The sequence below is a fragment of the Rhodococcus shunpengi genome (genome assembly GCF_048381395.1).
Taxonomy (GTDB): domain Bacteria; phylum Actinomycetota; class Actinomycetes; order Mycobacteriales; family Mycobacteriaceae; genus Rhodococcus.
The window spans coordinates 1-20,613 of the sequence record NZ_JBLWIU010000037.1; the positions used below are offsets into that span (position 1 = coordinate 1).

18 protein-coding genes are annotated in these 20,613 nt (G+C 67.2%); 9 read left to right on the top strand and 9 right to left on the bottom strand.

Features of this window, described 5'->3' with window-relative positions; genetic code table 11:
• Window positions 1-6 precede the first annotated feature (6 nt).
• On the top strand, window positions 7-1,065 hold the full coding sequence (locus ACNJ7K_RS26840) for an ArsO family NAD(P)H-dependent flavin-containing monooxygenase (protein ID WP_487042005.1): 1,059 nt from the start codon (window positions 7-9) through the stop codon (window positions 1,063-1,065).
• Between the two features lie 22 nt (window positions 1,066-1,087).
• Entirely contained in the window at window positions 1,088-1,495 is a 408-nt protein-coding gene (locus ACNJ7K_RS26845) for an arsenate-mycothiol transferase ArsC (RefSeq protein WP_487042003.1), read from the top strand.
• Between the two features lie 52 nt (window positions 1,496-1,547).
• Here ACNJ7K_RS26845 and ACNJ7K_RS26850 read toward each other — a convergent pair whose 3' ends face one another.
• Window positions 1,548-2,036 (bottom strand): ArsI/CadI family heavy metal resistance metalloenzyme, encoded by a 489-nt coding sequence (locus tag ACNJ7K_RS26850; RefSeq protein ID WP_024100423.1) that lies wholly within the window; start codon window positions 2,034-2,036, stop codon window positions 1,548-1,550.
• Between the two features lie 96 nt (window positions 2,037-2,132).
• Between ACNJ7K_RS26850 and ACNJ7K_RS26855 the strand changes: the two genes are divergently transcribed.
• A complete protein-coding gene (locus ACNJ7K_RS26855) occupies window positions 2,133-2,492 on the top strand; it encodes an Rv2640c family ArsR-like transcriptional regulator (RefSeq protein ID WP_024100424.1) in 360 nt (119 codons plus the stop codon).
• Window positions 2,493-2,600: 108 nt separating this feature from the next.
• Here the strand turns inward: ACNJ7K_RS26855 and ACNJ7K_RS26860 are convergent, their stop codons facing one another.
• From ACNJ7K_RS26860 to ACNJ7K_RS26895, 8 genes are all read right to left on the bottom strand, one after another.
• Window positions 2,601-3,407 (bottom strand): hypothetical protein, encoded by an 807-nt coding sequence (locus ACNJ7K_RS26860; protein WP_487042585.1) that lies wholly within the window; start codon window positions 3,405-3,407, stop codon window positions 2,601-2,603.
• Entirely contained in the window at window positions 3,404-3,736 is a 333-nt protein-coding gene (locus ACNJ7K_RS26865; protein WP_024100426.1) for a hypothetical protein, read from the bottom strand. Before ACNJ7K_RS26865 ends, ACNJ7K_RS26860 begins: the two co-directional genes overlap by 4 nt.
• Window positions 3,737-3,900: 164 nt before the next feature.
• Entirely contained in the window at window positions 3,901-4,971 is a 1,071-nt protein-coding gene (locus ACNJ7K_RS26870; protein ID WP_487042586.1) for a DUF2637 domain-containing protein, read from the bottom strand.
• Between the two features lie 161 nt (window positions 4,972-5,132).
• Window positions 5,133-5,573 carry a DUF8176 domain-containing protein gene (locus ACNJ7K_RS26875; protein ID WP_487042587.1) on the bottom strand — a complete coding sequence of 147 codons (441 nt, stop codon included), beginning with the start codon at window positions 5,571-5,573 and terminating at the stop codon, window positions 5,133-5,135.
• A gap of 274 nt (window positions 5,574-5,847) precedes the next feature.
• Window positions 5,848-7,029 (bottom strand): insoluble domain protein, encoded by a 1,182-nt coding sequence (locus ACNJ7K_RS26880; protein ID WP_487042588.1) that lies wholly within the window; start codon window positions 7,027-7,029, stop codon window positions 5,848-5,850.
• Window positions 7,030-7,145: 116 nt separating this feature from the next.
• Window positions 7,146-8,555, bottom strand: a complete 1,410-nt coding sequence (locus ACNJ7K_RS26885; protein WP_268655866.1) for a CpaE/TadZ family protein — start codon at window positions 8,553-8,555, stop codon at window positions 7,146-7,148.
• Between the two features lie 2 nt (window positions 8,556-8,557).
• A complete protein-coding gene (locus ACNJ7K_RS26890) occupies window positions 8,558-8,908 on the bottom strand; it encodes a hypothetical protein (RefSeq protein WP_138998890.1) in 351 nt (116 codons plus the stop codon).
• Window positions 8,909-9,032: 124 nt separating this feature from the next.
• Window positions 9,033-11,189 carry a type IV secretory system conjugative DNA transfer family protein gene (locus ACNJ7K_RS26895; RefSeq protein ID WP_487042589.1) on the bottom strand — a complete coding sequence of 719 codons (2,157 nt, stop codon included), beginning with the start codon at window positions 11,187-11,189 and terminating at the stop codon, window positions 9,033-9,035.
• A 1,014-nt stretch (window positions 11,190-12,203) separates the two neighbouring features.
• On the opposite strand from ACNJ7K_RS26895, the gene ACNJ7K_RS26900 reads away from it, so the two are divergent.
• The 6 genes from ACNJ7K_RS26900 to ACNJ7K_RS26925 are packed head-to-tail and all read left to right on the top strand — an operon-like array spanning window position 12,204 to window position 20,610.
• Window positions 12,204-12,512: a hypothetical protein gene (locus ACNJ7K_RS26900; RefSeq protein WP_268655864.1), complete on the top strand. Its 309-nt coding sequence runs from the start codon at window positions 12,204-12,206 to the stop codon at window positions 12,510-12,512.
• Between the two features lie 45 nt (window positions 12,513-12,557).
• Window positions 12,558-12,968: a hypothetical protein gene (locus ACNJ7K_RS26905; RefSeq protein ID WP_268655863.1), complete on the top strand. Its 411-nt coding sequence runs from the start codon at window positions 12,558-12,560 to the stop codon at window positions 12,966-12,968.
• Window positions 12,952-16,017: an ATP-binding protein gene (locus ACNJ7K_RS26910; protein WP_487042590.1), complete on the top strand. Its 3,066-nt coding sequence runs from the start codon at window positions 12,952-12,954 to the stop codon at window positions 16,015-16,017. Before ACNJ7K_RS26905 ends, ACNJ7K_RS26910 begins: the two co-directional genes overlap by 17 nt.
• A complete protein-coding gene (locus tag ACNJ7K_RS26915) occupies window positions 16,014-18,179 on the top strand; it encodes a hypothetical protein (protein ID WP_268655861.1) in 2,166 nt (721 codons plus the stop codon). Before ACNJ7K_RS26910 ends, ACNJ7K_RS26915 begins: the two co-directional genes overlap by 4 nt.
• Complete coding sequence (locus ACNJ7K_RS26920) at window positions 18,179-19,012, top strand: hypothetical protein (RefSeq protein ID WP_268655860.1); 834 nt, start codon at window positions 18,179-18,181, stop codon at window positions 19,010-19,012. Before ACNJ7K_RS26915 ends, ACNJ7K_RS26920 begins: the two co-directional genes overlap by 1 nt.
• Complete coding sequence (locus tag ACNJ7K_RS26925; RefSeq protein WP_487042591.1) at window positions 19,009-20,610, top strand: NlpC/P60 family protein; 1,602 nt, start codon at window positions 19,009-19,011, stop codon at window positions 20,608-20,610. The genes ACNJ7K_RS26920 and ACNJ7K_RS26925 overlap by 4 nt, the downstream gene beginning before the upstream one ends.
• Window positions 20,611-20,613 lie beyond the last annotated feature (3 nt).

Here is a 20,613-nt window from a genome sequence, read left to right on the forward strand (position 1 = left end):
TCTTCGATGACGACGAACGTCGATGTCGTGGTGGTCGGCGGTGGGCAGGCGGGTCTGGCTGCCGGCTACTACCTGCGGCGGGCCGGGCACCGCTTCGTGATCCTCGACGACCAGGAACGGCCGGGTGGGGCGTGGCCGCACATGTGGCCGTCGCTGCGGCTGTTTTCCCCGGCGGAATTCGCGTCGCTGCCGGGGTGGCCGATGCCGCGCTGGCCGGACGGTTTCCCGCCTGCACGGCATGTTGTGGACTATCTCACCGCCTACGAAGCCCGCTACGGCCTGCCGATCGAGCGGCCGGTGCGGGTGCAGGCGGTGCGGCGCGACGGCCCTGATCTGCTGGTCGACACCGACCGCGGGCAGTGGCGGGCGCGGCGGGTGATCAGCGCCACTGGTACCTGGCAGCGACCGTTTCGGCCGAGTTATCCGGGCATGAAGGTGTTCACCGGGCGGCAGTTGCACACCGTCGACTACCGTAGCGCGGCCGAGTTCACCGGCTCGGACGTCGTGGTGGTCGGGGGTGGCAACTCCGCGGCTCAACTCGTCGCCGAGATCTCCACTACCGCGAGAACCATCTGGGTCACCAGCCGGCCCCCGCGGTTCCTGCCGGATGGCGTCGATGGCCGGGCGTTGTTCGAGCTCGCCTCCCGCCGTGCAGTGGCCCTGGCTGCCGGACGGACCGATCCCGGCGGCATCGCCGCCCTGGGGGACATTGTGATGGTCCCGGAGGTGCTTGCCGCCCGTGAGCGTGGCGTCATGACCGCGCTGCCGATGTTCGATCGGCTCACCGTCGACGGCATCGCCTGGGGACAGCGCCACCAGCGGGCTGATGTCGTGGTGTGGGCCACGGGATTTCGGCCCGCCCTCGCGCATCTGCGGCCGTTGCGGTTGCGCGATCACACCGGCACGGTGCCGGTCGCCGGCACCCGCTCGCTCAAGGAATCGCGCCTGCATCTGCTCGGCTACGGCGACTGGACCGGTCCCGGTTCGGCCACCATCCTCGGCGTCGGCCGCACCGCCAAGGCCACCGTCGCCGACCTCGACCTCGATCTCGACCTCGACACCTGATCTGCGTGAAAGGACCTCGACCGTGAGCACACCCTCGGCGCTGTTCGTCTGTGTGAAGAACGGCGGAAAGTCCCAGATGGCCGCCGGCCTGATGCGGGCCGCCGCCGGCGACACCGTTACGGTGCACTCCGCCGGTACGAAACCCGGTGCCGGCATCAATGCCCTGGCGGCCGAAGTGCTCCTCGAGGTCGGCGTCGACATCACCGGCCAGACCCCGACACCGGTCGACCCCGACCTGGTCCGCGACGTCGATCTCGTGGTCACCCTCGGCCGCGAAGCCCACCTCGAGCCGGTGGCCGGGACACAGTTCGAGAACTGGGACACCGACGAGCCGTCCGAGCGCGGCATCGTCGGCATCGAACGGATGCGGCTGGTCCGCGACGACATCGCCGCTCGTGTCACCGACCTTGCCGACCGGCTCCGTCGCTGAAGACACCGATGTCGGCCACCCGAATCCGGTGGCCGACCTCGAGGGAAGCCGTTCAGCAGCAGGACGGTGCGGCCGAAGCCTGCTGCGTGTCCTCGGCCGGGGCGGCGGTGCCGCAGCACATGCCACCCACGGCGGTGGCCGGATCGTCGAGATGCTGTGGGCTCGAGCCGAAGGTCTCCGAATCGGCGAGGACGGTGTAGACCTCCCACTTCTCCCCGGCCGGGCCGGTAACCCACACCTTGTCCTGGGTAGCGAAGCAGCAGGTGGTGCCGATCTCCTCCTCAGTGAACAGCCCTTCGCCGGTCAGGCGGGCGATCTCGGCGTGGACCTTCTCGCTCGATTCGACCTCCACGCCGAGGTGGTTGATGGTGCCGCCCTTGCCGGGGTTTTCGAGCAGGACCAGCTTCAGCGGCGGCTCGGCGATCGCGAAGTTCGCATAACCGGGCTCGAGCTTGGCCGGTTCGGTGCCGAACAGCTTCGTGTAGAAGGCGACCGCTTCTTCCAGGTCGTCGACGTTGAGGGCGAGTTGTGCGCGGGACATGACATCCTCCACCTGTGTGACATATATCGAAGTACTGGCGCTTACAGAATGCGCCACCTTTTCGACATATGTCAAGTAAGTGGATAAGCTCGAACCATGCCGAAAGCCCTACCCGTCATCGACGTCAGCGCCCCCATCTGCTGCGCGCCGGTCTCGGCCGCCCCCATGAGCGACAACGCGGCCCTCGAACTCGCCCTGCGGCTGAAGGCCCTCGCGGACCCGGTCCGCATCAAACTCGTGTCGATCCTGCTCACCGCCGACGACGGCGAAGTGTGCACCTGCGATCTCGCCACCGGCGTCGACCTGGCCGAATCCACCGTCAGTCACCACCTCGGCCAGCTCCGCAAGGCCGGCATGGTCGAATCCGAACGCCGCGGGATGAACGTCTTCTACCGCGCCCGCGCCGAGTCTCTCGAGGCGTTACGTGCGGTGCTGGACCCGAACTGCTGCCGCTGACCCGTCATCGACTGCGTGGGCCGATCGTGCTGCCCGGTGTTCGAGGGCACGCCGCCGCGCAGTGGTGGCGCGGCAGCACCAGGAACGGGTGACCGCTCCCGCCCGAACTCACCGATCGGGCTCTGGTCCGTGCTCTCGGTCGACTCCGCAGGAAGAGGCGCCGTTGTCGTCGGCCCTCGGGGTCGCCCTCGAGGACCGCCCCAGCATCTCCCGGATGCTGCGGGGGTGAGCCGTCGCTGCGGCCGAAAGCCCGTCGAGCACAGCGCGATAGTTCTCGGCCGAAGGCTCGGCAACCGACTGCCCCGCCTCCGCCGCGGGTGCCCGATCAGGAAGGAACGATTCGAGCCAGTTCGTCGCGCGGGTAAGGGCAAGATCGCGGTCATCGGTATAGACGGCCGGCCACTGAATTCCGACCGCGGCGATGCGGTCCAGGATGTCGACAGCGCCGACGATGCCGTCCCGGATGAGAGCGGACACGAACTCGTGATCCTTGGTCCGGCCGGCGATAGTCTTTGCCGCACACAGATCTACCGGGTCCAGGCACAAACCGGTGCGCCCGTACTCCGCGCCGGGACCATCCTCAGCCGTGAAATGAACGAGTCGGTTCTCCCACCCGCGCGGCAGCACCACGGTGTCTTTGTGGATGCCCTCGACATAGACCCCGTGCAGATCATGGAAGGGCGAATCCTCCCCGACGAAAACGTCCAGGACACTGAGCTTGTCGTCGAGATCGATCCCGGCCGTGAACGCACTGCCAGGAGATATGTCCACCTCACGTGACATCGAAGCTTCCACGGGCAGCATCGAGTCGTCGTAGCTACCCAGAATGGACTGCGAACCGAAGACCACCACGTACGGCTCGTCGAGATAGGCGCACGCGGCCCGGATCGCCCGTGCGAACTGTTCGCGATTCACGCCGCGCGGTGTCGCACGGTATCGAGAACGTCGAGACGCTCGGACTCGGTCAACAACACGGTCAGGGGCGACAGATTTCGCATCTCGCGCCCCACCTCGTCATCGGAGAGCACAATCCGCCGGATCATGTCGAGATCACCGGTCCGCAAAAGCTGCTCCCACCGCCCCACGTGCTCGAGCATGGACTTGCCACGGACCTGCTCACGGATCCTGTCCAGACTCTGGCGAACCCGATCGGTGTCCACCGGCAGATGCTCGCGTTCGATCTTGTCCAGAACGGCAGTTTGCATGAGCTTTTGCCGGATGACCTTCCTCGGTACGACGGACATCTCAACTCCCCTCACGCTCGGCACCGAAAGTGCGTTGACCTGCCGGATTGATCTCTCTCAGTGTAAAGGATGCATGCCATTGCCCTGAAAGTGAGCGCACGAGCGGGAACGCGAAGTCAGGAAGATTGCCGCTTCATGGACCACAGCAACACCTCAGACATGAGTCATGCGGGTTGCAGTTCTCGCACCCGTCCGGTGCTGTCGGCCGCCGGGAGCGGCGGCACGGCGAAGCCTTCAGCTTCGGCGGCCGCAACGAACGAGCGCCACCGGCGACTGACCGTGGACTTATCGACGTGCAGCCGCCGCGCAACCTGGGTTTGCCGCAGGTGCGGCTCGTCGATGAGGATCGCCGCCACGCGTTTGACCGGGTCGGTGAAACTGCCGTCGGCGAGGAACTGCTGCAACCCGGCTGCGGTGTGCGGGTATCCGTTGCGCGTTGCATCGGCGCCGCGGTCGTTCACGACAGCGTCGGCGTCCACGATCGTCGCGGCGAGGGCAACACCCTCAACGCCGGACTTGCGTGAGGTTCCGGGTGATGCACTCTGCGCTTCGTGGTGCACCTCGTGGGCGCGGCCCGCATCGGTTGCGCTCTCCGGCGTTGCCACCGCGGCAAGCGTGGATTCGCGCTCTGTTGCCTTCTCGGTCGCGGTGCGGATCGGTGCAGCGGTGTTGCTTTCGCGGTGCACGAGCTGATCCACCGTTGCAGCATCACGGCGTTGGGTGCGTTCGTCGATGACAACCTGCAGCATCATGGTGAACAGGTGAAACAGTGCCAGCCACAACAGCGGGAAGATCGCCGCAATGACCGCGGCAATGGCTGGGGGTTGCGGGATGAAGTCGAGCATCTCTCCCGTTGTAATGCGCTCGATGTTGCGGGCGGCGAGTTGATACGAGTGGTACGAGTTGCCCACCACACTCAACGCGACGGTGACGACCGCCAAGGTCATGCAGTAGCGGCGCGCCCAGGTGTGTCGGTTGGCAACGCGGAAGATGACGTAGCCGGCTGTTGCAGCGGCCTGTGCAACGTCGATGGCAACCGGCGCCATCCATGCACGGCTCGGATGCACGTTGATTTCGATGGCCAGTGCCCGCAACGCATCGAACGACAGCGTGAACGCCAACACCGCAAGAAACAACGCCATCGTTGCCACCGCGGCGACACCGAGCATCTTCGAACGCACCGGCCGCGCATCGTGGCGCAACGGCGGTGCGGGCTGAGTGGAGTCATCGGACACGACGGAAGCCTCTTTCTACGAAAATCTCTAGAGGGGTGCTGATTCGACTACTGACACGTGCTCTTGGCATCTCACTCCCTACCCCGGGGTGCGGACACGACATCCGCGAGATGCGCACCGCACGAACCTCACGGAGACGGGCGGGTTGCAGGGTCGGTGGGTCAGTTGAAGACGTCGACGAACCATGTGCCGTCGATCTGCTGGGTGGTGACGGTCTGGGTGATGCGTTGCACGCCGTCGGGGCGCAGTTCGGACAGATCGACGAGATAGACATCCTCTGACAGGGCCTTGGTGCGGACGCAGTAGTTGGTGCCGACGGGGATGTCGTCGATGAACGACTGCAGCTGCTCGGCCGGGACGACGGAACTGTTCGGGGTGGCCAGGGCGCGGGCGGCAACCGCGTCGCGCCGGACGTAGTAGGCGTAGTTCCAGGCGGCGATCACCCCGGCGCCACTGCGCTGGTCACCCCGGTCGGCGCGGCACTCGTCATCGAGATCCGACGCCGGCGCCGTCGGCGTTGCGGACAGTTCGAGAATCGGTGTCCCCACATCGTCGGACGGCGGTGCTGCCGTTGCGGACTCCTCGCCGCGTGCACTCCACATCACCCCTATGGTGACGGCGGCAACCCCCACTGCAACGGCGATGGCAACCGCTGCAACGCGGCCTGTGCGCCTCGATGTGCGCGGCACAGGTCGCTCGTGTGGGGTCACCGCCGGTGCAACCAATGCACCGGCGATCGCATCGCCGGGTGCAACCGGATCGACGGTGGCACCCGAGCACGGGGTGGGTGCACCGCCGAGAAGGTCGACGACAGCCGGATGCCGAGATGTTGTCTTGCCGAGTTTCATCGGGGTGCACCCACATCCTTTCGTGCGGTCAGGCGGAGGCCGGGGCGTCGGCGCCCTGGCCGACGGCGGTGGAGATCATCTCGGCGGCGGTGCCTGCCGAGCCACCGAAGAACGCCTCCAGGGTGGAGTCGACGGCGGCGATCACGTTCTCGCCGCCGGGTTGGGCCGTGACCCATTCGCGGGCTTGTGAATCGATGTGAGGTGCTGTCTGCACCGCGCTGCGCACGACCTCCGCAGCGGTGGCACCGACCGGTCCGGAGGTCTGCCACTGCTCGACCGTCGCCGCGGTCTGCTCGGTGATCACGTCCTGCTGCACGTCCGGCAACTCGATCTCGATCGGCTGTCCTTCGTCGTCCCCGGCACCGAAGGCGGTACCGGCAGCGAGGCCGACTGCACCGCCGACGAGCGCGCCGGGGACTGCGCCGACGGCGCCGCCGATTGCAGCACCGGCTGCGGTTCCTGCGACACCGGTGGTGATTTCGGGCAGCACCGGGATCGGCAGCGGCACCACCCCGCCGAGGGCGGCGCCGCCGATTCCGCCGATGGTGCCGCCGATCAGCGCACCGGGCACCGCACCGGCCACGGCACCTGCGGTCGCTCCGGCGACGGCACCGCCGATCTGTGCGGCGGCGACGCGGTCTGCGCGATCGGCATCGACACCGACGGAGCGCCAGAAGGTGGCCACCTGGGATCGGGTCAGGCCGGCGGTGTTGTTGGTGCGCTCGCGGTCGGCGTCGGTGACCCAGTTCGGCTGGGTGAGGTGGTAGTCGCCGATCATGATCTTCTCGGGCGGGGCAATGTAGATCGGGGCCTGCTCGACCGGGGTCGGAGCGTGCAGCGTCGACAGGTCCAGGGGCGGGGTGTAGGTGGCCTGACGGTTGTAGCGGCCGGTGTCGTAGTCGTAGTTCGGCAGCGGCTCGTACTGCGGCTGTACTGCGGGCGGGGCGGACCAGTAGATCGGCTCGGACGGCGCCTGCGGCACAACTTCCACCTCGGGCTGCGGTGCCGGGGCCGTGGTGGTGCCGCCTTGCGTCCCGCCGCCGGTAGTTCCGCCCTGGGATGGGGCCGCCCCGGCGGTCGGGGCCAGCACCAGTCCTGCCGCCACTGCCGCGGTCGCGACGAACGCGGCCGTGGCCTGACGCTGGACTGTGCGGTGGCGACTGGCAGCGCGGCGTGCGGCGCGGTGAGGGGTGGGGTTGTCGTTGCTCATCGGGCATTGCCTTTCATCGGTCGGCCACAGGGATGGCCGGGTCTGGTCGGGGATCGGAAAAGGGTCAAGTGGAGCGGCCTCGCCCCCGGACCGAAAACGGTTCCGGACCAACGGGATCAGGGGGCATCTGCGATCAGGTCGACGACGGTGGCGGCGAGGACGGTCAACGCCTCGCAGGTGTCGCGTCGTAGCTGGCTCAAGGTGATGCGCTCACCGGAGGCGAACAGCGGCTCGAACGGCATCCGGCACACCGGCACCCCGAGTGCGGAGAATGCGTCGACGGCGTGGGTTTCGACCATCGGCACATCTCCCGGACCTTCGGTGATGACCACGACCGTGCGGGCGAGTACATCCGGGTGGACGGCGTGGATCGCGGCCAGGGTGCGTTGGGCAGCGACCGCGCTGTCGCGGCGCAGCGGCACCGGAACGATCACGGTGTGCGCGGCGGTGATGGCCCATCGCCAGCTGCCGGCGTGGCGCGAGTTGCCGGTGTCGGCGAGCAGCAGGTCGTGGTGGTGTCCGAGGATCGCCGCCAACGTCGCGGCGTCGTCGTAGCTCACCGGTGCCGCCGCCCCGGCCGATCCGGCGACGACATACGAGCCGCACGGCTGACGGGTCAGATACCGGGTGAGCACGGACGGGCGCACCGGCTGCGCCTGATCGCTGAGATCGGCGAGCAGCGACGCCACGTCCTGCCCTGCGGTCGGGGGGAGCGCGATCCGATCGGTGAAGCTGCCGCCGACCTCTCCGAGGTCCAGGCACGCGATCGTGGCGGGACCGCGGTGTTCGGCGATGGTTTCGGCCAGGCCGATGGCCATCGGGGTTTTGCCGACGCCGCCTTTGACGTTGGCGACGGTGACGAGCGCGCCCTCCGGCAGTAGGCGGCCGATCGATGTCTGTGCGCCGCGCAACCGCATCTCGCGCGAGTGCGCCTTCGGTGTGAGCTTCAGCCCGAACATCGCATTGACGCGTCCGCGAACACCGCTGCGGGCCGGTGCACCGGCCGCGGGATCCACACGGGGTGCGGACAGCGCAGACAGTGCATCGAACGACGCGCTGAGCGGCTCTGTGACCGAGCGCGCGGGTTGTGTGGATGTCGGTCCCGGAGTGGGTGCCGGCGCGGGCTCTGCGGTCCTCTGGGATGCCTTGGGAGCATTCTGTGCGGGCGTCTCGTACGTGATCGGGTCGGCCGTCACGGTCACCGGTCCGGTCGGTGCCGCGGAGACCGGTTCCGCCGCTGCCGGTTCGGGTTCGGTCGCGACGACCGGGATGGGCACGCTCGGAGCGTTCTCGGTGAGCTTGCCGTCGGGACCGACCGTGAGAAACCGCGTGTCTTTGCCGGTCCGGTAGATGACCTCGACGGCGGACTGCTGCTTGACCGCCAGTGTGCACACGAATTCGTGCACGACAGCAGCCAGTGCCTTGTCCTCGGTCGCTGTCAGGTCCATCGGCGGTACATCGGCACCGGTGAGCGTCGCGCGTGCTGTGGTCGCGGAGGTCGCTTCGATCTCGACGGTCGGCGCCATCGTTAGTTGATCCCGCCGAAGGCACCGGCGCCGGCCAGTGCGGTGTCCATCTCCTCGACGACCGCCTCGGTCTGTGTCAGCTCGTCGAGGGCTTTGTCGCGGGCCTTGCCGTCGGGCAGCGCTTCGATCACCACGCGGCGCTTGGTGGCGGCGTCGCGGATCTCGGCGAGGCGTTCGCGGGTGAGTTCCTGGCGTTCGTCGAGCTTGGCCAGCCACACCGGCGAGGTCGCCTTGAAGTACTCGCGCAACGCTTTGATCACCGGATCGTTGGCGCCCTTGGATACGAACGGTCCGCGCAGCGCAGCAACGTCCTCGGCGGTGGGGGTGATCGACTGGGAAATACGACGGGTCATCGGGCAGTCCTTCCGGAGGGTGGTTGCTGGGGCGATAGATGAAGTGACAGGCGGTCAGGCCGGGACGCTTCGGACGCGACTGCTCAGTGGCGATCCGGCGCTCGCGCCGGGTGATGTCGGAGCATCAGGCGGGCTGTTCGACGAGGTCGGGTTCGGGTAGGACGACGACACCGGTCGCGTCGAAGGTGATGCGGGTCCTCACGCGGCCGGCGCCGACGGTCAGGACGGTCTCGACGACTTCGCCTCGGGTGCCGCGGCGCACGTCGACCGCCGAGGCGGTGACCGGCACCAGTTCGCCGTCCTCGTTGTCGATGAGCACGGTCTGCCCGGCGGTCACGCTCGACGCCGGGATGACATCGGCGAAATCGTCATCCTCGGGCTCCGGTTGTGGTGCGGCTCCACCGCCGGGTTTGGTCATCGACACCGCACCGCTCTCCCCCGCCTCCGCGCCGCCGATGACGATCGGTTCGGGGACGCTGCCGTGGCTGCGCGCACGCCGCGCGAGGGCGCGTTCGGATTCGATGAAGTCGGCCAGCTCCGGCGAGTAGCAGGTGAACTGCGGTGCCTCCGCTGGTATCAGGCCGTCGATGATCGCTTTTTCGCTTTGTGACAGTTGGTTCCACTTGTTCGGATGCTTGTCGACGTTCGGGGTCCACCACATCTGTGCATCGACCGGTGACCCGTCGTCCCCAAGGGCGATCCCGCGGCCCTTGACTGAGGTATCGACCTCCCGGCCGACGGTGGAGTCGCCCCACATCATCAGCGCGCCGTCCTGCGAAAGGTTGCCGAGCGAAATGCGGGTGCCGAAGTTGTCGCGCGCATTACCCGAGGCGCCACCGAACAGGGACGCATCCGGGCGCTGCACGCCGAGCAACAATCGGATGCCGGCCGAGCGCGCGAGCACCGCCAGATCCGCCCACGCGCCGAGCGGATCGAGTTCTTTGAGCTGCGTCTTGGTTTCGTCGTCGCCGGTCTTGGCCAGGCGCTGCCACTTACCGGAGAGGATGAAGAACTCGTCGAGCACCGCGATCATCAACGGCAGCTGTGAGCCTTCGATCTTCATCTGATGGATGTAGGCGTTGCGCGCCATCATCTCGGTGTGCAGGGCGCGCACGAACATCGCCGCGCGCAGCGCGTCGTAAATGATCGCCCCACACCCCGGATAACCCTCGAGGCCGTCGAGTTCGATCATCTTCGGATCGACCCCGACGAACGGGATCCCGCGCCGCGCTGCCTCGGTGAGCAGGGTGCGGATCACCGAGGTCTTACCGCCACCGGTGGGGCCGACGATCAGACAGTGCGGCTTGTTCGAGCTGGTGGACACATCCCAGAACATGATCCGATCCGCCGCACCGGTCGCATACGGCAGGTGCCGCAGGTTCTCATCGACCAGTTCCAGGGGATGGTCGACGCGGTCGGGCATGGCGGTGACCAACCGCATCACCAGATAACCCTTGTTCGGGTACCAATCACACGTCCAATGCCGACCGGACTCGTGCGGGCCGGCCAGCGAAGCGAGGGCTTCGTCGACCTTGGCCTGAAACGCGGGGGCGCCGGCGTTCATCGACTTGGCGAAGGCGATCCGGTAACCGGTCTCGATACCTTCTTCGTCGATGGTGTCGACGCTGACCTTCGGGCTCTTGAAGATCGATGCCGCATCGAGCGCATCCTGCAGGACCTTCTGCCGTTCGCTGCGGGTATCCGGCGCGATTTCCGTGCGTGTGAGGACCAGTCGGTCGCGGTGCGCGTCGTGCCGCACCGTCATCGCCCACCACTCGTCACCGAACGCGGCTTCGACCGCATGGGAGAACTGCTCGAACTGCTTGGGCCGGATCACTGCGCCGCGCGGCAGTGTGATCGTCGCGCGGCGCATTGTGCGCCTGCTGATGGGCAGCGGAACGGAGATCTTTGCGGGGGTGTGGCCGGTGCTCTGCTGGACCATCGATTCGAGCATCTGTGACCAGCGGCGAGCGCGGTGACGCGAGATGTCGAGGCCGATGAGTGGTGCGGTCACCACGGCCAGTGGCCATCGGTGGTCGTGCAGCTGCGTCAGCACGTCGATCGCGGCCTGGTTGGCGGCTGCGGAGGCAATGAGATGGGAGCTGGCGAAGGCCGTTGCGGCAGGTACCGCCGTGAACGGCGAGACAGGCACGAAACGCGGCACACTCGACGTGCGGCCGTCGTCACCGGCACGACCGCTGCGAGTATTGGTGGTGTCGCCGACTGTGTCGCGCCAGGCAGCGACGAGCCAGTCCTTGAGAGGGTCGGGAGTTCCGCTCACTGCCTGTGCCTTTCGCTCGTGGTGGCGCTGACCGGGATGTGGTCCGGTGCGGTGTGTGCGAGCACCGTGGCAGGGAGCTCAGGTTTTCACCAAGCAGGTGAGCATGTTCGGCATCGGGTGAACGGTTCATCGTCCGGTGCGCGAGAGCGCTGACCGATCAGGCTGCGGTCCACCATGGTCGAGGTGCGCCGAGAGCGAGCCGGGTTCAGCACCGTGAACAGCGTTGAGCACGCAGCTCGTACAGCACTGCGGCGAGCGCTCATTTCTGCGACACCTACCGCGGCCGTGCACCGGCGCGAGGAGCGCTCGACCGAGCGCGTGCGATCGTGTTCGCAGGCGCTGTGTCGAGCGCTCCCCGAGCCTTTGAACGGTGCGGTTGTCGAGGATGTACATCGCCGGCGCATTCAGCACTCCCAATAGCGTTCGACGTGGGCGTCTGCGAATAGCGTTGGCGCCCGGCACAATTCTGGATTACACTCCCCCCAAGGAACGCCGGGGGGAGTGACCCCGTAAGGGTAGGCGTCGCGAGCGCTTCTTCAGGCGCCCCGTTCTACCGCTCGAATCCACCGCTGTGTTCCCGCGCTCATTCGAACGCTGTTGAAGCGTGCTCGCGCGCCACTCGTGCAGCGAGCTGTTCCGGCGATCCGATCACCGCCCGGCGACTGCTTTTCACGCCGCATGTGCACGGCGTCGATCCATGTGTAGCCGTCACCACTGTGAGTACTCTTCCGCTCACCGCAGCACAGGCACGACGCCGCGCCGACGAACACACCGCTCCGTCGGCACCGTCGTCGAGTGCGTGAATCACACTGCCTCGCAACCCCAACCGGGCGCTCTCGGCACTCCCCCGCCGCCCCGCGTATCGAGGCGGGTTTCTCGCGCTCGATTGGTCCGCCGACCGCGGCGGATGCGGATCGGGTGTGCGGTCACCTGCTTGGCGGAGATCAGCTTCTCGCTTTACGTTCTCGGCCGTCGCCTTTCGGGCGTACGACCGAACCCGTCACTGGAGTGCTCATGTCTCTCGCGTCAAGCTTTGCCGAATTGGCGATCACGACCGTCCCGCGCGGTGACGTGCTGGCCCAGACCACCGAGGTCACTACGTCCGGGGTGCGCGCCTGGATCGAAGACAACATCGTCTTCACGATTCTCGTGCTCATCGCGTGTGTGGTGTTGATGGGTGGTCTGCGCGGCAACTTGTCGAAGGTCGTCACCGTCGGCGGCCTGTCGCTGGTGGGCATGGCGTATCTGGGCATCGCGACGAACACCACCGCAGCGACCGGTATCGGCAACTGGATCCTCGGCCTGATCGGCATCCAGGTCTGACCACCGCGTGAGCACCCACATCAGTCCAGGGAAGGGAGAGCGTTCGTGATCGACAACGACGACATGCTGCACCGCGTGGACCGCCACTATCTCGGCCCGACCGGCTTCACCCTGCCGGTCCGGCTGCGCTACGGGGCGGTCGGGCTCGGCGCCGTCATCACCGCCACGGTCTTCGTCGTCGCCCGCGCGATCGTGCACGTCCCGCTCGGCTTCCAGTCCCTGGTGCTGATCGTCGGGATCGGTGTGGTGATCACCGCGCGGGTGACGAAGTACGTCAACGCCGACCGCCCCTTGCGCTCGGTGATCACCGCGGCGTGGAACGACCTGAACGCGCCGCGCCCACCCAAGCCGGGGCAGACCGTCGTGCTCCGCATCCCCGCGGCCTTCCACACCGCGCGCAGTACCGGCGCCGCTATGTCGAACGAAGGGAACTCCACCGATGCGTTCGCAGCCTGAGTCCGACATCGCCGCGCTGTTCGACCCGAACTTCGACGCACCCGAACCGGCCGTGGTGCCGCCGGGTGCGTTGCCGCCGTCGTGGGCCGCCGCGATCGCCGCCCATCGCACCGACTCCCCCACCACGTCGACCGTTTCCCCAGCGTCGTCGTTGGCGTGGTCGCAGGTGCCCGACAGCAGCATCACCGCGGCACCCGCTGCAGCGGCCGCCCCGACCACTCCAGTCGACGCAGACGCACCGGCCGGCAAGCACACGCGCGGACGCACGAAGCGCGGCAAGACAACCGGCACCGACGCGGAGTTCATCCGCCAGTCGAAGGCGGCGGCCACACGCGCCGAGCGCGCACGCAAGGCGGTGCGTCTGCAGCTGGTCGGGGTGGAAGGCAACATCACCCGCACCCGCACGCAGTCCACCGCATGGTTCGTCCAGCCCCCGGGGCCATGGAACATGCGCCCCGTCGGCCGCCAGCGTCGTTACATCCAAAACGAAGCGTTGGTGCTGGCGAATCTCGCCGAAGCCGGCGTGACCGGTCTGCACCGCCGCCTGGTGCGCACCCCGTGGCCGGTGCGCGCATGGGCGCAAGCGCACGACGGGTGGGCCGAACCGATCCCGGATGTTCCCGGTGCGTTGTCGTGGTCGGACTATCTGCGCAGGCAGCAGCACGCGATGCTGTGGGGCAACCCCACCCTCAAAGGCCGCTACTGGGGCATCGAACTACCACCCCGCGCGACACTCGCGGTCGGACTCGACACCGTCTCCGAATGGCTGCTGCCCATCGTCGACTGGCCGCTGCTCGGCCGCGTCGCGAGACTGGTTCGCGCGTGGGCGCGCACCGCATTCCTGAATGAGCAGAAGACGCTCGCCGATCACCTCGCCACGATCGAACGCATCCTCTCGGGACAGGGGGTGCGCGCCAAGCCCGCCACCGCCGCGCAGATGGACTATCTGCTGCTGCGCTCGGCGTCGCTCGGGTTACCGCTCGATGCCGAGGGGGTGATCTCCGGCGGCGGGAACTGGGAGCACTCCGATGTCGCGGCGCTCGAAGACCTCACCGACCTGGAACTAACCCCCGGCGACGGGTACACCACCGTGCGCGGTCAGGTCGGCGGCCGCGACTACACCGGCTACGCCATCGTCCTCACGGTCGGGCGCATGGCACCACTACCGATCCCGGAGAAGATGCTGCCCTGGCAGGTCATCGGCGACTCCTCCGGTGAACCGCTCGAATGGTCCGAACGCCTCCGGCTGAAAACCAAGAGCCAGACCATCCGCAGTCTGCGCCGGCTCACCTCACGCATCGAGTCGCAGTTCGACCACTACACCGTCGAACACGACCAGGTCCCCCCGCAGGAACTCGCCGAGCAGCATGCGCTCGCGCAGCGGGTGATCTCCGACATCGAAGACGACCACTCCGGGCTGTCGGTGCGCACCGAAGGCTGGTACCGCGTCCTCGTCGTCGGCTCTTCACCCGATGAAGCGAAGCAGAAGGTCGCGATGCTGCAGGAGATGTATGCACCGCGCATCCGCCTCGAACAGGAACACGGCCAGTACCAGTTGTTGCGCGAATTCCTCCCGGGTGAGCCGCTGGCCAATATTGCGCATTGCCGGCGCATGAGCGTCGAAGCCGTCTCCGCCGGGATGGCCGCGGTCGGCGACCGCATCGGGGACCGTACCGGCGTGGTGATCGGCGAGACCGCCTCGATCGCACCCCGCCCGGCGGTGTGGGATCTGTTCGCCGCGCACGAGAAGAAACACAGGTCCGGCTTGACCCCGATCGTCGCGGTACCCGGCTCGGGCAAGACCTTCCTCGCGGGGATGCTCGTCTACCAAGCAGTGCGCGCAGGGGCCTACGGGGTGGTGCTCGACCCGTCCGGGCCGCTCAAGAAACTCGCGCAGCTCCCAGAATTCCGCGGCGTCGCCGACGTCCAAGCATTGACCGGACGCACCTCCCGCCCCGGCTCCTTGAATCCGTACCGGGTGATCGTGGACCCGCGCCGCGACGACCCCGACTACAACCCAACGAACCCGGACTACGCCGACGATGCCGATTCGGTCGCCGCCGCGCGCGCCCAATACGAAGCCGACCTACGAGCGGCGCAGGCCGAGCGGATCTCGGTGGCGGTGTCGGTGCTGAAGATGATGCTTTCCCCCGCCCGCCTCGAGCACGAGTGGACCGAAACCGTGCTGCAGACCGCCGCTAACACCGTCGGCGGCGAGCGGCACCACAACCTGCGCGAAGTCCTCGACACGATCGAAGCGCTCGGCAGCGATGACGAGAACGTCGAGCTGCGCACCTGCGCGCGCAGCGTGCACCAGGAATTGTCGATGATGGCCGATCTCGCCGAGGCCCGCGTGCTGTTCCCCGAAGCGGGCACCACCGGCGAGCCGGAGGACATTGTCGACAACACCATTCGGCTGACGGTGTTGACGATGCCCGGCTTGCAGCTCCCACCGACGGGCACCGATCCGTCGCAGTGGACCCCGCAGCAGCGCATGGCCGGCCCCCTGATGCACATGGCGGCGTGGCTGGCGAACCGCCTCGTCTACGAACTGCCGCGCTTCGAGCGCAAGGTGCTCTTTCTCGACGAGAACAAGTACCTCGAACAGACCGGCGCCGGCCGCACCCTGAACCTGCGCATCGCCCGCGACAGCCGCAAATACAAAGTCCGCGCCCTGGTGTGCTCGCAGCTACCGGACGACTATCTCGGCGTCGACGGCAGCGACGACAAATCCGCCCTGACCTACGAGGTGATCATCGGCGATCTCGGCGGCAACACCCACGCCATCGACGGCGCCCTCAAACTATTGAACCTCCCCTCGGGGGAAGGCTACGAAGCGCTGCTGGCCGACCTCGGTGGTGGCGGGGAAGACACCCTCGACGAGGACACCGACACCGACCACCTCGATCAGGCCCGCCGGTTCATCGTGAAGATGGCCGACGACATCGAACTGATTCGCTCCGACTGGACCCACTTCGTCCACCTCGCGCATGTGTTTGTCGCGCTTGATTCCCGTGCGACCCGAGCTGCGATGGGCGCCCCGGCATGAGCGCGCAGCAAGCACGCCGGACGCTTCCGGTCCCGTCGCTCTCCGTCCGCTACGTTGGGCGGCCCGGCGAGCTCGTAGCCCGTGTTCTCGTCGTGCTGATCCTCGCCACGATCGCACTGATCGGGATCGGCACCGGGACGGCCGTGGCCAGCGGTTTCGACTGCAAAGACGTGCCGACCCCGGAGTTCCCGAACGAGACCGTCGAGACGACCTTCGACTCGACCAGCGCCAACCGGCCGCCCCTCGAGGACGGGGGTGGCACCGGCTACGAAAGCTACGGCTGGGCCGGACTGAAATGGCACACCTACGACCTCGGCTGCGGCGAAGACCTGGTGCGCGCTCCCGGCGCGGTCAACGACACCACCCTCGGCAACACCTTCCTGACGATCGGAAAGTCACTGGCAGCCGCGGCGTTCTGGCTCGACGACCAAACCAAGACCGGACGCGACCCGCTCGACGCCGGAGTCGACTCAGCACTTGAGCAATTCGACCGGATCATTTACTCCATCAGTGACGGCATGCGCGGGGTCTACGGACAATGGCTGGGGATCGCGCTGACCGTCGTCGCTGTGATCGTGCTGTGGAAATCGCTGAAGGCCGACACCGCGGGCGTCACCCGAACCTCGGCGATCGCAGCAGCCGGGCTCATGCTCGGAGCACTGATGGTCGGCGCACCACAGAAGGCAGTCCAGGTCGCCGACGACACATTCGGCTCACTGATCACCGACACCCAGGATCAGATTTTCTCGGTCCAATTCGGGGACGGACCGGGCGGCGGCACACTCGTCGGTGGACCGACCGACCCGCGCAACGTACTGATCGACCAGATCTTTCTTCCGGATTGGCGCACGGGTTGGTTCGGCACCAACTATGACGAGACGGACGCTGCCGGGCTCGGTCCGAAGCTGCGTGATTCGCTGGCGTTTTCGTACGAAGAACAAGAGCGTGTCAAGAACGACCCGAATGCCCAGGCCGAGCTCGCAGAGCAGAAGGCCGATAAGTTCCGCGAGATCGTCGCGTCGCTGGAATCCGACCATCAGTTGTCCTACTACCAGTTCCAGGGCAAAGACTCCGGCCGCGCCTCGACCGGTTTCATCGGCATGATCAAACTGGCCATGCCGTCGCTGCTATGGATCGGCGCCTCGATCCTGAAGATCACCGCACTGCTCGCGATCCGGTTCGCCATCCTGTTCGCGCCGCTGTGGGTGCCGTTCGCGATGATCGCCGGTGGGTGGCTGGGCCGCATCCTGCGCATGCTCGCCACCGCCTACCTGTGGGGCGTAGCCGGTTCGGTCATCGTCGCGCTGTATCTGATGGCGCTCGTGCAGCTCTACGTCGATGCCGACGGACAGGTGGACGGGTCCTGGCGGTTGTGGTTCATGGTGCTGCTCACCGTCGTGTGCTGGGCGATCATGCGCCCGTTCAAACGGGTAGGCCAGACGTTCACACAGAACAGCTCGAGCATGGTCAACCGCAAGGCCCGGGAGGCAAAGCGCTCCCTCAAAACGAAGGCATTCGGCGCGGCAGGTGCCGCCCTCGGCGGCCCGGGCGGAGCGATCGCAGTCAAGGCCAGCGACCGCATGACACGAAGGAACCGCGGGCACGACGACGAGGTCGAGACGACGTCCACCGGTTTCCGGCCTGAAGGCCGCGGACTCAACAATCGTCGACAGCAAGCACTGGCCCAGGCACGAGCAGAAGCACGCACGAACAGAACTGAGCACCTGAGCCACGGAGCGGACCGGGACGCACGCATCGCTGGTATCGCGGCCAGTGCCGGCCGCAATCTGGACCGGAGTAAGAAAACGTTGGGCGACAAGGACACCGAGCGAGCCGTCGCATCGGGCGCGGCCGTATGGAAACGGTTGGACAAAGACGAGGCCGAGAACCGACGTCGGGAGCGGCACGCCCGCACGGAGCTGTTGACCGCCAGTGTCGGTCAGCGCTGGGACGGCGGGGATCGCTCCGCCATCGCACCAATGAAGGTCTATACCCCGGCCCGTCCCCACGAGTCCGCACACACCGGCACCGGCACCGGCTCTCGTGAGTCACGGCACGGCCTCCTCCGCAGTCAGCGTCCGACCGAGAACACACCGTCCCGACCACGGGTCTGGAATGCGCCCACCCCAAACAGTCCTACTCCGCGGGACAGGTACCTCTGATGTCTCGGTCCGGACCCAACCCCGTACTCGCCCCTGTCCGCCGCTGGGTGCTCTACTCACGCACGAACCTGGCGGTATCGGTGGTCGGTGTCGTCGCGGTGTTGTCGCTCGTCGGCATGCTGGTCGGGGAACAACCGCACCCGCAGACTGTGGAGGACACATCCGCTGCAGGGCCTGAGACTGCTGCGGCGACCGCGGACGCCATCAGCTACGAACTCGACGAAGTAAGCGAGTCCCACGTGGTCGCCACGACGGCAGCCCAGACCGCAGCCAGTGCACCGGCCACCGCGATGGCCTACGCCCACATCTTCGTCGACACCACACTCTCGGATACGCAGTGGACCTCCGCGCTCGGCTACTACACCGTCTCCGAGCCCGGACCCAGCATGGTGGCGGCACGACCGCGCACTCCGGTGGTCATTACCGGCCCCACGGTGAGCACTCTCGTCGCCGGCCCCGCCGGGACGCAGAGCTCACGGGTCCTCGTCCCGACCCAAGCCGGAGAAATGACGGTCTCCGTCGTGGTCAAGGAGCTGTCCGATGGAACGCAGCGCTGGATGGTCGACACTCCCCTGCCGACCCTCGAGCTCTCCGACGTCGAGGACACCACACCGCGCTCCATCGCCCCCACAACCACTCCAACTCCGACGGAGGCGACGACACCGCGACCGACGCCGACCTCACCCACGACGCCCACCCCTCAACTAACGTCCGTCCCCAACGAGCCGGAACACGAGCCCACATCCAGTCGCAGCGCTGGCCCTGCCCCGACGCCGGTGCCTGGGCCAATTCCGATTCCTGACCTCGACACCCCCATCCCGGGGCAACTGTGACCATCCACGGCGCCAGCAAGGTGTTGTTGCTCAGCAGCGCAGCCGCTCTCACCGTCGGCATATCCGCCTGCACGACAGGATCTCCAGTGATTCCCCACGATCCATGCCGCACCGTCCCCACCCGCGACAACACCTCCGAGGGGACATCAGATCTGCACTTGCGTGCCTCCGGCCCGATACAACTGCCGGTCCGCCCCGGAACAACCACCCATACCTCCGGGTTCGGCGAACGTTGGGGCACACAACACCACGGCGACGACCTCGCCGGACCGATCGGCACACCGATCCTTGCCGCTCTCGACGGAATCGTCGTCGCCGCAGGATCCACCGGTGAAGGGCCAGGTATCGGATTCGAGAACTGGGTGATCATCGACTCGAACGTCGACGGCTCACCCGTCAGCACCGTCTACGGACATATGTTCTCCGACGGCATCCACGTCACCCCCGGCCAGCAGGTCACCGCAGGCGATCACATCGCCGACATCGGCAACGCCGGAAGCAGCACCGGAGCGCACCTGCACTTCGAGTACTGGCAGGGCGGCAGACTGCAAGGCGGCACCCCCATCGACCCAGTGACCGTGCTACCCGAGATCGCCCGCCAAAACGGCGGAGCACCGCCGTCCGTCGAGAACCATCAGGACAGCGACAGTTACGGCGATCAGGACGGCAACGTGCGGCTCGTCGCCGCCTCCCGCTCCACGGCCGATTGCTCGGGGTTCGGGATGGCCGGCGGCGGCGATCTGGCCTTCAAGGCCGTACCGGCCGAGTTCGAGCCGTGGCTGCGCCGCGCAGGCGGGGTATGCCCGGAAATCGACTCACCATTGCTGGCCGCGCAGCTCCAGCAGGAGAACAACTTCCGCTACGGACCGAACGCCCCCGTCTCACCGGCCGGCGCGAGGGGTCCGGCGCAGTTCATGCCCGGCACGTGGGCCACCTGGGGTAAGGACTACGACGGCGACGGAACAGCGGACCCGAACTCGATCGGCGATGCGGTGATGTCGCAGGCGCACTTCATGTGCGCACTCCACCGCGATGTTGCTGGGATTACGGGTGATCCGATCGAATTGACGCTCGCGGCCTACAACGCCGGCCCCGGGGCGGTGTTGCTGCATCACGGCATCCCGCCTTACGCCGAAACACAGAACTACATCGCCAGGATCACGGCAGCCCGCGCTGCCTTCACCAACCCGAACTCGCGGGGCCGGTTCACGCCGAGCGCCGCCGGTGACAATAGCCAGGTCGTCGCGGTCGCGCGTGAGTCTCTGGGAACCCCGTACGTCTGGGGCGGCGGGGGCACCAGCGGTCCCTCTGGTGGAGGGTTCGATTGCTCCGGCCTGACATCGTTCGCGGTGCATGCGGCCAGCGCCGGGAAGGTCTCGCTTCCTCGCACGTCCGAACAGCAGTGGGCTGTCGGGGTCGAGGTCCCGATCGCGCAAGCTCGGCCCGGGGATCTCGTCTTCGGCAACTGGGGGTCGAACGGGCCCGGCCACGTGGGGATCTACTCCGGCAACGGCCGGATGGTCCACGCCCCGACGACCGGCGATGTGGTCGAGGAAGCACCGCTGCAAGCAGGGATGAAAGCCCGGCGGGTGATGTAAAGG